This window comes from Gemmatimonadales bacterium, from assembly GCA_030697825.1.
In the GTDB taxonomy this organism is placed as follows: domain Bacteria; phylum Gemmatimonadota; class Gemmatimonadetes; order Gemmatimonadales; family JACORV01; genus JACORV01.
The window spans coordinates 1-12,118 of sequence record JAUYOW010000318.1 but is presented as its reverse complement, the minus strand read 5'-3'; the positions used below and the strand labels follow the sequence as shown (position 1 = coordinate 12,118).

The following is a 12,118-nucleotide window of genomic DNA, read 5'->3' as shown; positions in this document are numbered from 1 at the left end:
CCTAACTGTGGGGTACTGAATGCCGAGCTGCTCGAGGTAGGTGCGGTACCGCGTCGGGTCGTAGTAGTACCGCTGCAGCTGCGGCCGATAGCGGGCCATCGTGGCGGTGTTGAGCTCGATCGCGGGGGTGTCCTCGGGGCGCATGAGCGGCTGGTAGTGGATGGTCCTGGTCTGGACGTTCCGGAAGTAGCCCCACGCGGAGTCCACCAGCGCCGGCCGCAGGACGAAGTCCAGCATCGTCATCGCCATCGCCTTCGCGCCGGCCGTCGCGCCCTGGTGGGCGATGGGCGTCGCCATGGAGATGGCGTTGGACCAGTTGTGGCCCGGCAGCCCGGGGATGTTGGACGGGAATCGCAGCGTGATGGTGGGCACGTTCCACGACACGTCGCCGATGTCGTCGGAGCCGCCTCCCCGCCGGTCGGACTCGCGCAACGCGGGCCGCAGACTGTCCAGCCGCATGGCGAGCCCGCTGTCGGGCGCGCCCACCTCGCGCTGCACCGCGTGCGCCAGCGTCTGGTCGGCTTCGCTCCACTCCGGCAGCCCCACCTGCTGGATGTTCCGGTACATGGTCTCCGCGATCACACGGTTGAAGTGCGCGGGCCAGGCCGAGCCGAGGATGCGGGTGCTGGCGAGCCGCGTGCCGGTCATCATCGCCGCGGCGCGGGCGATGGTGTCGCCGATCGCGAACAGCTCCTGGATGTGCGGATAGTCCAGCTCGCGGAAGTAGTACCACACCGAGGCGCGCGGCGGCACGACGTTGGGTTGGTCTCCTCCGCCGGTGATCACGTAGTGCGAGCGGTGCTGGAGCCGGAGGTGCTCCCGGCGGTAGTTCCAGCCGGTGTTCATGAGCTCGACGGCGTCGAGCGCGCTCCGCCCCCGCCATGGCCCGCCCGCCGCGTGGGCGCTCTGCCCCTCGAAGCTGAACTCGACGGAGACGAGGCCGGTGCCCTCGATGTCTCCCCACGACGTCGACAGGTTGCTCGACACATGCGAGAAGAGCACCAGGTCGACGTCCCGGAACAGCCCCTCACGCACAAAGTACGCCTTGGCGCCGACCAGCTCTTCCGCTACGCCCGGCCAGATCTGGATCGTCCCCGGCAGGCGCTCGCGCCGCAGCACCGCACGCACCGCGAGAGCCGCGGTGATGTTCACGGCTTGGCCCGAGTTGTGTCCTTCGCCGTGGCCCGGCGCGCCGTCCACCATCGCGCTGTGACAGGCTACCGCGGGCCACTGGGAGGCCTGCGGGATGTCGTCGATGTCGGAGCCTAACGAAATGACCGGATGCCCGGAGCCCCACGAGGCGACCCACGCGGTCGGGATGCCGGCCACGCCCTCCCGGACGGTGAAGCCGCTGTCGCGCAGGAGCTGGACCAGGAAGCGCGAGGTCTCGACCTCCTGGAAGCCCAGCTCCCCGTAGCTGAAGATCCGGTCCACCATCTGCTGGGTGAACTGCTGGCGGCCGTCTATCTCGCGCTGGACGTCGCGCTTGAGCTGGTCGAGGCGGATAGCGGTGCGGTCGGCGGGCTGCTGGGCGGCCGCGATCGACGCGAGGAAGGTGAGGGCGGCGGCGAGCGACACGCGGCGCATTGGGCGTTCTCCTTGGTGGGAAGGGGCCGGCATCAAGCTACTTCCGCATCCTCGGGTCGAGCGAGAAGGCCTCGGGTCGCCCCACGGAGATCCTGCGGGACTCCGGGTGCGCCGGGTTCAGCAGGTAGTTCGTCTCCGGCGGCACGACGGCCGACGGAACCGCCAGAACGGCGGTGGAACGCCGCCGCGCCCATTCGGTTCCGAGGTCCGCGAGCGCCTCGGGCGCGGGGTAGCCGCGCCAGCCGCTTGGAAGGCCTTTCTCGCGCACGGCCGTAAGCGCAAGGCCGTCCGGGACGTCGGCGGAGGTGGCGACGAGGTCGTCGGGTGCGTCGCTCGGATCGAGGTTCACGAAGTATTCGAGCGCGGCCAACGACAGCGTGGCCGAGGTGTACAGGACCGGCGTGCCACGATGGTTCCAGCGGCCACCGGCCAGGCGCGCCCCTTCTCCATCGAAGGCGGCGTGCGCCCTCCGGGACACCCGCCACACCCTCACTAGCTGTGGACGCCGTGGGCGATACGGAGCAGCAGGTCCTCGACCTGCCGCGCGCCCAGGTCGGTGTCCACCTGCGCGAGCGGTGCCTCGTTGCCGAGGGCGCGGTTGGGCGCGTGCAGCCATCGGGTGGCCTTCTCCCGGCTGCCGAGCGTCTCCTCCGCCATGGCGACGACTCGGCTCAGCCGGAAGAGCCGGTCGGACTCGTCGGCCCGGAACCTCCGTTCCTTCTTGCGCCGGGCGAGCGTCCTTGGGGGCACGGCCAGAATCGCCGTCATCTCCTTGGTGCCGATGTCGTACCTGGCGCTCAGGGTCTCGAACGCCGCGTACGGCAGTCCCTCCCTCAGCTTCGTGCGCAGGTCGTTCAGGGTGGCGACCTTGCCGCGCAGGGCGCGCGGGCCGCCGAGGTTGTCGATGATGCGCTGGGTGGTCGTCAAGCCGCCTCCTGCCAGATGGCAGGCATTCTACTGCCATTTGGATCAGGGCGCAAGCGGGCGCGGGTTGGCGGCCTGGGGCGTGGGGCGCGGGGAACGCGCCGGCGCGCCGGCTTGGGGCAGTGGGTCGCTTGCTGCCTGGCTCTGGACAGGAGGGAGCAGGTCGCGCACTATGGCGGGGCGTGAACTCCCGTTTCCTTCTTCTCTGGTGCGTCAGCGCGACCGCAGTCGTGCGGCCTGCCGCCGCGCAGTGTCCCGACGGCTCGCCGCCCCCCTGCCGGTCGCAGCCCGTGGCACGCGTCGCGGCGGCGCCGCCGCCCGCGCCAACCAGCGTGGCCGTACTGCCGTTCCAGAACCGGTCGCCCGACTCGACCGACGCGTATCTGGCCGAGGGGATGACGGAGGAGGTCGGCAACCGGCTCACCCAGTTGGGCCGGTTGCAGGTCAAGGCGCGGGGCCTGGTCGAGGCGCAGTGGCGCCGCACGCCGGACCCCTTCGACGCGGCGCGGCGGCTCAACGTGGCGTGGTTCGTCCATGGCAGCGTGCGGCACGCGGGCTCGCAGCTGCTCGTCAACGTAGAGCTGGTCCGGACCAGCACCGGTGAAGAGATCTGGGCCTCGCGCTTCCCGCGCCGCGACGCGGACGTCTTCGCGGTGCAGGCGGAGGTGGCGGAGTCGGTGGCGGTCGTGGTGGGCGGCAGGCTCAGCCCCGTCGAGCGGGCCACCCTGGCGCGGCGGCCCACGCGGAGCAACGAGGCCTACCGGCTCTACCTGTACGGCAACTCCGTGTTCAAGCGGCGGACCGAGCAGGACGCCACCCAGGCGCTCGAGGCGTACAGCAACGCGGTGCGACTCGATTCCGGCTTCGCGGCGGCGTGGGCGCGCATCAGCCTGATGCACACGGCCCGGTTCAGTTGGGGGTGGTACCGGGAGATTCCGGCGGACTCCGTGCTTTCCCTCGCGGGCGCGGCCGCGCGGCGGGCGCTGGCCCTGGACTCGTTGTCGGCCGACACCTGGTTCGCGCAAGGCGCGTGGCTGGTACACCTGGTCGACTATGCCGGGGCGCGCTCCAGCTACGAGCGGGCGCTCCGCCTCGACTCACTCAACGCCGAACTGTATCACTGGTTCGGCACCATGTATGGCACCTCGAGTCTCGCGGATCCACAGGCCGGCGAGCCGCTGCTCCGGCGGGCGCTGAGTCTCGACCCCGATCTTCGTAACACCTGGCGCCACCTGGGCACGCTGGCGAGGAGCGCGGGCCAGCTGCCGGAGGCGGAGGCGCGGCTGGACACGGCGTTGGCGCTGGGGCCCTGGGCTCCGGCTTTCGAGAGCCGCGCGGGCGTCCGGTTCCTCCGTGGCAACGGAGTCGGTGCGCTGGCAGACCTAGCCCAGGCGGAGCAGGCCGGCGGCGGCCCCTACGAGGCGGCGCGGGCGCTCTACACCATCGCGTTAGGTGACAGCGCGCCCGCACGCGCCCTCCTGGAGCGCCGGCGGGCGCGGCCGGATACCGCTCCGGCCGCGCTCCAATGGGTGGCGCGCCTCAGCTTGGGGCTCGGCCTGCGAGCCGAGGCTTTGGAGGCGCTCGAGCGGCTACCGCGGGGCCAGCGTTACCTGTCGACGAGAGAGTTCACCGGCACTGTCTGGGGGCTGCTCCAGGACCCGATCTTCGGTCCGCTCCGCCCCGATCCCCGCTTCGCGCGCCTGCTGGAGGAAGTACGGCCGCACCCGCAATAGGGGCACGCCTCATGTAAACCCTTCGCGCAGACCGGTCCGGGCTACCGGAACAGCCAGGCCATGAGTCCCGCTGGAATGAGCAGGTACAGTATGACGTCACGGACCAGGTAGAACACGATCACCGCGGCCACCAGCGACCAGCCGCGCTTCCTGAGCAGTCCTTTCCACCCTAACGCCCGTCGCTCGTCGCGCAGCGCCCTGAGCCAACGCGGAATCAGCACCCGGTCCAACCGCAGCGGCTCCACGCGGCTAACGGCCGCCCGCCGGGGTTCCATCCGTCAGCCACCGCGCCAGCCAGGCGTGGAGCTCCCGGTACCAGAAGCGGCTGTTCTCGCCGTTCAGTATCCAATGGTTCTCGTTAGGCCAGACGATCAGCTTGCTCGGCACGCGCTGGCGCTGGAGCGCGGTCCAGAACTCCAGCGCGTTGTTCATCGGTACCCTGAAATCGCGCTCGCCGACCGAGACCAGCACCGGCGTGTGCAGGTTGGCGGCGCGGCGCATGGGACTCTGGGTGCGCCAGAGCGCCACGTCGGTCCAGGGGGGCCCGCCCACGTTGCGCTCACGGTCGTAGTTGTAGTCGCTGGTCGCCCACTGGGTCTCGAGGTCCCACTCGCCGGCGTGGCTGATTAGCGCGCGGTAACGGGTGGTGGTCACCGCGAGCCAGTTGGTGAGGTGCCCGCCGTAGCTCGCCCCGCCCGCCACCTGGCGCGCCGCGTCGATGAAAGCGAACCGTCTGATCGCCTCGTCGGCGGCCTCGTTGAGCTCGTTGGCCGGGCCCTCGAGCGGGTCGAACTGGATATCCTGGGAGAACCGCTCGCCGTAGCCGGTCGAGCCGGTGTAGTCGGTCATCAGCATGACGTAGCCGGGGCTGCCGAGGAGGTGCGGGTTCCAGCGCAGGCCGAAGTTGTCGGTCCACATGTTGGCCGCGCCGCCGTGGATCAACACGAAGAGCGGGTACTTCCGCGTGGAGTCGAACGCGGGCGGCAGCGCGATGAAACTATGGATGCGCTTGCCTCGGCTGGTGGTGAACCAGAACTCACGCAGCGGCTGCCAGTCGATGCGCGCCACCCGCTCGGCGTTGAAGCGGGTGAGCGGAGTGAACCGCCCGGTAGCTGGGTCGATGCGCCCGATCTCCGCGGGGCTCAGCGCGCTCTCCCAGGTCGCGGCCAGCTGAGCCGCGGCACCGGTCCCCTCGACCGAGAGGCCGCCGTACGTCCCGCTCGTTAGCGCGCCAACCTCGAGCGCCGCGCCGCCGGTTGTGGGTACGCGGAAAAGCTTGCTGTGACCTTCGGTCTCCGACAGGAAATAGACGGTGCGGCTGTCGGGGCTTATGTCCCAAGAGCCGACGGACCGCTCGGCGCCGCCAGCCACCACCTGAGGCGTGCCGGAGGCCGGCCACTGCCACATCACCAGCCGCTGGTTGTTGAAGGTGCGCTCGTTGGTCGGGGTCATGATGGCGTACAGCGCCCGGCCGTCGGGGCGGAAACGCGGGGAAGCGAAGTCGCCATTCCCTTCCGTTAGGCGCCGAGGCTCGCCGCCGGAGGCGGCCACCAGCCAGAGCGCTTGTACGACGTCGGCGTAGGTCCACTCGGTGCGGTTGATCGTCGCGGCGAAGACCACGCCGCCTCCGTCGGGGGTCCAAGCCGCCGCGAGGTCTTCGCCGCTGTTGCCAAGCTGGCCACCGAACCCGGCGCCCGCGACGAGCTGCGAGCCCGCGAGGATGTCGCGGGCCGGCGTCCCCGGCGCCCCCGGGTCGAGCGGCTGAACGAAGAGACTTGGCCTGCGGTCGTCGAGCCAGCGGTCCCAGAGCCGGATCGGCGACGACTCGTAGACGCGCGCGTTGTACTTGCGGGCCCGGCGCTCCGCGGCCGCGGCCCGGTTGGCCGAGTCGTTCGCGGCGCCGGGATACACCATGCTGGAGAGGAGGATCGCGCGGCCGTCGGGGCGCCAGCGCGGGCTGCCGGCGCCGGTCGAGATGTTGGTGACACGCTGGGCCTCGCCGCCTTCGGCAACATTCAGCACGTAGACCTGGGACGCGTCATCGCCCTCGCGGCGCGCGGTGAACGCGATGCGCCGCCCGTCCGGGCTCCACGTCGCACCGCCTTCGCCGCCTTTCGTGTTGGTGATCCGCCGCGGCTCGGCGCTGCCGTCGGTGGGCACGAGCCAGAGGTCGCTGACGGCGTCCGCCTCGGGGTACGATGGCTCCGTCATTGAGAAGACGGCCCAGCGTCCGTCCGGGCTCAACACCGGCGCGCCGATCCGCTTCATGAGGTAAACGTCCTCATGGGTGATGGCGTGGCGCGCGGGTTGTTGCGCCGCGGCGCGGGCGAGCGGGAGCGCGGCGACCAGGGCTAGCGCGAGGATGCGAAGGCGGACCATGTGGACCTCGGAGCGGTTTAAAGGGCAATGGAAACTACGCCCGCCGGTGGGCGCGGGCCAGCGCTCCCCGCACCGGGCGCCCAAGCCACGGAACGACGCGCGCCCTGCCGGCGAGCCCGCCGCGTTATCTTCTCCGGGCCTCGAACCCACCGGGAGTCGAATGAGCCGTATCACAGGCAAGCTCGCCCTCATCACCGGTGCCAGCTCGGGCATCGGGCTCGCCATCGCCCGCCGTTTCGCGTCCGAGGGGTGCCACCTCGTCCTGTGGGCGCGCCGGCTGGACCGCCTGGAGAAGCTCGCCGCCGAGCTGACGAAGGCGCACGGCGTGAAGGTGAGCGTCGCGAAGGTGGACGTCCGTAGCCGCGCGGCCGTGACGGGCGCGGCGCAGGAGCTCGAGCGCGACGGCGCGGCGCCCGACATCCTGGTCAACAACGCGGGTCTGGCATCCGGGATGACGAAGATCCAGGAAGGGGACCCTGCCGACTGGGACCTCATGATAGACACCAACGTGAAAGGGCTGCTCAACGTCACGCGCGCGGTCCTGCCGCTCATGGTGAAGCGGGATCGAGGCCACGTGGTGAACCTGGGGAGCACGGCGGGGCGCCAGGTTTATCCTTTGGGGAACGTATACAACGCGTCCAAGTTCGCGGTGACCGCGCTCAACGAGGCGATGAGTGTTGACCTCGCGGGTACGGGCATCAAGGTGTCGATCGTGGACCCCGGCTACGTTCGGACCGAGTTCGCGATGGTGCGGTTCAAGGGGAACGCGGAACGCGCCGGGAAGACCTACGAGGGCTTCACTCCGCTCACCGCCGCCGACGTCGCGGATGCGGTGGCGTACATCGTGAATCTCCCGGAGCACGTCAACATCCTCGACCTCAGGCTGTTACCCGCGGCGCAGCGCAATCAGTATGTCGTGGATAGGAAAGAAAGCCGTTAGCCGTTGGCCGTTGGCCGTTAGGCGTCTCAGGCTAGAACCAGATCCGCGCGCCCAGGGTGGGGCCGTAGAAGGCGGGCGCGCTGCCGATGCGCGTCCAGTGCGCTCCGCCCTCGATCTCGACGGGGCCGGCGAAGACCGAGGCCGTGGCAGCCCACTGAGAAAAACCGAACCACGACTGGCCGTCCCACGAGAGGGTGGCCACCCGGCCGGTCGCGCTCACGGCCCACGGGCGTAGCGGGAAGATCTTGGCGCCAAGCTCCAGCTCCGGGCCCGCGGCTCCGTCTCCGTCGTCCAGGACAACACCCCGCGCCGCGACCCCGACTCTCAGGTACCCGATCTGTCCCAGCCGGGGCATGGCGCCGACACCGGCGCGCCACAGGTGCAAGTAGTCGGTCTCATTCGCCTTGGGCTCGCGGTGGTAGTCGTACTCCAGAGAGCCATACGCCGCTCCGCTGGCGCCCTCGAGCGCGAAGTGCCCCGCACGGAGCGTCGAGACGTCATCGCGGAAGTACGCGCCCGAGACCGAGCCGAAGGTGCGGCCCTGACGCACATCGCGCAGCACGAAAGCCTCCCGGGCGCGACGGTCGGCGTACGGATACGGGAGATAGCCCTGGCCCGTCGTGGGGGCGCGCGGCCTGGGTGGAACGGGCGGGTGGGGGTCCGGGTCGCCGCTCCCGAAGATCAGGTCTCCGATGATCCGGAAGATGAACCACCCGCCGCCGTCACCGTCGTCGTCGTTCCCTCGGTTGCCGTTGCGGCCCCGCGAGTCGCGGTCGCGCGAACGCTCGACCTCATCGACCTTGCCGCTCTGGGCTCGGAGCATCGCGGGCAACATCGCTCCGAGGAGCGAGGCCGCGAGGGCGAGGACGGCGAGACGGCTCGCGTTCATGCCCCAACGGGAATGCAACCCTCGTGCCAGGCACCGGTGGGGGCTTTGGGAGCTGGAACGTCCTCCATCGGAGACGGTCTGGCGTTCCGGGATGACACACCTTCACCGGACTGGCGCTCGCCGTTGGGGATGTGGTAGAGTGACGCCATGAACGCTACCCACCCGCCATTCGCCCTGCTCGCGACGCTCTCGGTGCTCACCGGCAACCTCCCGGCGCAGTCGCGACCGCCCGCCTGCGCGGCGGACAACGCCGGCCTCACCCTGCCGCGCGGCTTTTGCGCGCTGTTCGTCACCGACAGCATCGGCCGGGCGCGGCACATCGCGGTCGCACCTAACGGCGATCTCTTCGTGGCGCTCCAGGGGAACGGTGGCGGGGTGGCCTCGTTGCGCGACGAGGACGGCGACGGGGTGGCCGAAACGCGGCGCCGTTTCGGCCCGGGTTCGGGCAACGGTATCGCGCTGGGCGGCGGCTTCCTCTACTTCGCGCTCGACGATGCGATAGTGCGGTGGCCCTGGCGGGCCGGCCAGCTCGAGCCTCAGGGGCCGCCGGATACGATCGTCTCCGGCCTCATCTCCCGGAGGCAGCACGCGGCGAAGAGCATCGCCCTCGGCCGCGACGGAGCGCTGTACGTCAACATCGGTGCGCCCTCCAACTCCTGCCAGGAGCGCGACCGCCAGGCGGGCTCGCCGGGGCGGGACCCGTGCACCCTGCTCGACAGCGCGGGCGGCATCTGGCGCTTCGACCCGAGCCGGCTTCGCCAGCGACAGTCCGACGGCGTGCACTTCGCTCGGGGCCTGCGAAACGTAGTGGCGATCACGACTGATCCCGCCGGCGCGGTCTACGGCGCGCAGCACGGACGCGACCAGCTCCGGGACAACTGGCCGCAGCTCTTCACGGACGAGCAGAACGCCGAGACTCCGGCGGAGGAACTGTTCCGCATCGAGCAGGGCGGGGACTACGGCTGGCCGTACTGCTACTACGACCGGGAGCTTCAGCAGAAGGTCCTCGCGCCCGAGTATGGCGGTGACGGCCGCACGGCGGGTCGCTGCGCGTTCGCGCCGCGTCCGCTGGTAGCGTTCCCGGCACACTGGGCGCCGAACGGCATCGCGTTCTACCCGGGGACGCAGTTGCAGACGCCTCCGGCGTTCCCGGCCGAGTACCGCGGCGGAGCGTTCATAGCCTTCCACGGGTCATGGAACCGGGCGCCGCTCCCCCAGCAGGGTTACAACGTCGGGTTCGTGCCGTTCGCGCGCGGCGAGGCTGGTGGCACATACACGGTCTTTGCCGAGGGGTTCCGGACCGGCACGGGCCAGGCGGCGCACCGTCCGACTGGCGTCGCGGTGGGACCGGATGGGTCGCTCTACGTGACCGACGACCGTGGCGGAAGGATCTACCGGATCATGTACACGGGGAGGTAGGCGCACCGCCTCTAGATCCAGCCCTTCCAGCGGTACTTCGCATGGCCTGCCACCTCGTAGACCCAGTGGCGGAAGGCGGCCAGCCGATCCCTCGGGGCGCGCAACGCTCGCACGGCGAACTCCCGCGATTCGCTCGTCACGCAGGTCACCCGGAAGCCGGCCTTCTCGAACGTGGCGCACGCGCGGCTGGTGTGCAGCGGGGACGTCACCACGATCACCGACGTCCATCCCTCGCGCCGCGCCAGTACCGCGAAGCGCAGCGCCTCTTCGCGCGTGGTGGTGACGGAGTCCACCGAGAACAGCGCGATGCTGTCGTGGGCGAGCGCGACGAGGCGCCGTTGATCATCTTCCGATGTGACCTCTCCACGGCCGACTTTTCTATGAAGCCTGGTGACGACGAGCCTGGGCGCCGCGTGCTCCAGGACGAGCCGCAACCCGGTCAGAATGCGGTCCGCCCCGTCACCGGAGATGAGCGCGTCTTCGTTGAGACCCGCGGACAGGACGACGACCGCATCCGCCGCGCGCGGGCCGAGCGGGTCGGATCGGATCAGCCGGTGGGCCGGTGCCACGATGACCGGCGTGTAGGCCACGAGGAACGCGAGGCCGGTGCCGATGCCTGCCGTGATCCAGAGCAATCGCCGCCATCGCGTCGCTCCGAGGACCGCGCCGATGAGGGCGGCGACGGGGAGAGGCCACATCCAGCCCACGGCGACGACCGTGAACGCGAGCCAACCGATCGTGCCTGCCACGAGGCCGGCAGCGGCTCCCCGCATACGTTCCCTGGACAGGATCCCGCCAACGCCGGTCACGCGCGTGAGAACTCGGCGCGGTCTATCGCGTCCAGCTCCTCCGGATCCAGCGCGACGGCCGCCGCGGTGGCCGAATCACGGGCGTGCTCGGGGGTGCGCGCTCCCGGGATCGCGATCACCGACGAGTCTTGCGCCAGCACCCAGGCCAACACGACTGCGTGCGCCGAAACGCCGCGTTTCTTCGCGATCCCGCTCGCGACGGGGTGGCCCGGCAGCTTCTTGTTGAGCCGTCCGCCGCCCACCGGACTGTACGCCATGAACGCGATGCCGTTACGGCCGCAGTGCGCTACCACGCCCTCGGCGATGGCCTCGCGGAAGAACGGGTTCAGCCGGTTCTGCACTGAAACGACGGTCACGATCTCGCCCGCCTCGATGATCTCATCCACCGAAACGTTGGAAAGCCCCACCCATCGGATCTTGCCCCCGCGCTGAAGCTCGGCCAGAGCGCCCACGCTATCGGCGAAAGGAACGGCCGGGTCGGGGGCGTGCAGCTGATAGAGATCGATGCGTTCCACGGCGAGCGCGGCGAGCGACCGCTCGCACGCGAGCTTGAGGCGGTCGGGCCGCGCGCTCTGTTCCCAGCGCCCCTGTGGCCGGGTGAGCCCGCCCTTGGTGGCGACGATGACGCGGTACCGGTCGCCGGGCCAGCTACCCAGCGCCTTCGCGATCAGCCGTTCGTTGTGTCCCATGTCGCCGTCGTCGAAACAATACACGTCGGCGGTGTCGATCAGCGTCATGCCGGCGTCGAGCGCGGCGTGGATGACGCTGATGCCGGTCGTTTCGTCCGGCCGCCCGGTGATTGAGAGCGGCATGCCGCCGAAACCGACGACGGTCACCGAGGGGACGCCGGGCCCCAACGAACATGTCTGCACGAAACCTCAACTTGACGGGAACCGGCGGAAGCATGTATTCGCAATCATCAATCTGCCAGACGAAAGGCCCCGATGCGAGGTGCACGCAGGGTAGTGATCCCCATTCTGCTAGCCATGACGACCGAATCGGCTGAGTCCCAGGCGCAGCGTCGGAGCACGACGTGCAGGTCCTGGTCAACCTGCTGGTCTTCGGGATGGACCTGCAGGCGGCGATCGACGCGCCGCGATTCCGGCACCTATCGGGGCGCCGCCTCATCCTCGAGCCGCCCATCAGCGATGCGGTGCGGCGGCAGCTTGCCGCGATGGGCCACGAGATAGTCGTGGATCCCACCTCGAGCTTCGGGGGCGCGCAGGCGGTGATGCGTCTGGCACGGGGATGGGCGGCGGGCTCCGATCCCCGCAAGGACGGCCTCGCTGTCGGGCACTGACCTCCGCCGCACCCTCCGCCTCGGCGACCTCATCCTCCTCGTCGTCGGCTTGGTGATCGGGTCCGGCATCTTCATCGTCCCGGCGACGGTGCTCCGCCAGACCGGTGGCGCGGTGGGGCCGGCGATGCTCGTCTGGGT

At 70.2% G+C, this 12,118-nt stretch carries 12 protein-coding genes; 4 read left to right on the top strand and 8 right to left on the bottom strand.

What is annotated here, in order from left to right:
• The 3 genes from Q8Q85_15850 to Q8Q85_15840 all read right to left on the bottom strand — a co-directional run.
• A partial coding sequence (locus Q8Q85_15850; GenBank protein MDP3775733.1) for a peptidase dimerization domain-containing protein occupies nt 1–1,587 on the bottom strand: 1,587 nt, incomplete at its 3' end.
• Between the two features lie 37 nt (nt 1,588–1,624).
• Nucleotides 1,625–2,065 carry an RES domain-containing protein gene (locus Q8Q85_15845; GenBank protein MDP3775732.1) on the bottom strand — a complete coding sequence of 147 codons (441 nt, stop codon included), beginning with the start codon at nt 2,063–2,065 and terminating at the stop codon, nt 1,625–1,627.
• A 14-nt stretch (nt 2,066–2,079) separates the two neighbouring features.
• Nucleotides 2,080–2,514, bottom strand: a complete 435-nt coding sequence (locus Q8Q85_15840; protein MDP3775731.1) for a DUF2384 domain-containing protein — start codon at nt 2,512–2,514, stop codon at nt 2,080–2,082.
• Between the two features lie 287 nt (nt 2,515–2,801).
• On the opposite strand from Q8Q85_15840, the gene Q8Q85_15835 reads away from it, so the two are divergent.
• Entirely contained in the window at nt 2,802–4,244 is a 1,443-nt protein-coding gene (locus Q8Q85_15835) for a hypothetical protein (protein ID MDP3775730.1), read from the top strand.
• A gap of 41 nt (nt 4,245–4,285) precedes the next feature.
• Here the strand turns inward: Q8Q85_15835 and Q8Q85_15830 are convergent, their stop codons facing one another.
• Together Q8Q85_15830 and Q8Q85_15825 are read right to left on the bottom strand one after the other, a co-directional pair.
• On the bottom strand, nt 4,286–4,465 hold the full coding sequence (locus Q8Q85_15830; GenBank protein MDP3775729.1) for a hypothetical protein: 180 nt from the start codon (nt 4,463–4,465) through the stop codon (nt 4,286–4,288).
• A 28-nt stretch (nt 4,466–4,493) separates the two neighbouring features.
• Nucleotides 4,494–6,623, bottom strand: a complete 2,130-nt coding sequence (locus Q8Q85_15825; GenBank protein MDP3775728.1) for a S9 family peptidase — start codon at nt 6,621–6,623, stop codon at nt 4,494–4,496.
• Nucleotides 6,624–6,783: 160 nt separating this feature from the next.
• On the opposite strand from Q8Q85_15825, the gene Q8Q85_15820 reads away from it, so the two are divergent.
• On the top strand, nt 6,784–7,563 hold the full coding sequence (locus Q8Q85_15820) for an SDR family NAD(P)-dependent oxidoreductase (protein MDP3775727.1): 780 nt from the start codon (nt 6,784–6,786) through the stop codon (nt 7,561–7,563).
• 31 nt (nt 7,564–7,594) lie between these two features.
• Here Q8Q85_15820 and Q8Q85_15815 read toward each other — a convergent pair whose 3' ends face one another.
• Nucleotides 7,595–8,452: a hypothetical protein gene (locus Q8Q85_15815; GenBank protein ID MDP3775726.1), complete on the bottom strand. Its 858-nt coding sequence runs from the start codon at nt 8,450–8,452 to the stop codon at nt 7,595–7,597.
• A gap of 147 nt (nt 8,453–8,599) precedes the next feature.
• Here Q8Q85_15815 and Q8Q85_15810 point away from each other — a divergent pair, with 147 nt between their 5' ends.
• Nucleotides 8,600–9,871 carry a PQQ-dependent sugar dehydrogenase gene (locus tag Q8Q85_15810; protein ID MDP3775725.1) on the top strand — a complete coding sequence of 424 codons (1,272 nt, stop codon included), beginning with the start codon at nt 8,600–8,602 and terminating at the stop codon, nt 9,869–9,871.
• A gap of 11 nt (nt 9,872–9,882) precedes the next feature.
• Here the strand turns inward: Q8Q85_15810 and Q8Q85_15805 are convergent, their stop codons facing one another.
• Complete coding sequence (locus tag Q8Q85_15805; GenBank protein ID MDP3775724.1) at nt 9,883–10,644, bottom strand: YdcF family protein; 762 nt, start codon at nt 10,642–10,644, stop codon at nt 9,883–9,885.
• Between the two features lie 32 nt (nt 10,645–10,676).
• Complete coding sequence (locus Q8Q85_15800; GenBank protein MDP3775723.1) at nt 10,677–11,552, bottom strand: aldo/keto reductase; 876 nt, start codon at nt 11,550–11,552, stop codon at nt 10,677–10,679.
• Between the two features lie 161 nt (nt 11,553–11,713).
• Here Q8Q85_15800 and Q8Q85_15795 point away from each other — a divergent pair, with 161 nt between their 5' ends.
• Complete coding sequence (locus Q8Q85_15795; protein MDP3775722.1) at nt 11,714–11,980, top strand: gamma-glutamyltransferase; 267 nt, start codon at nt 11,714–11,716, stop codon at nt 11,978–11,980.
• Nucleotides 11,981–12,118: the final 138 nt, after the last annotated feature.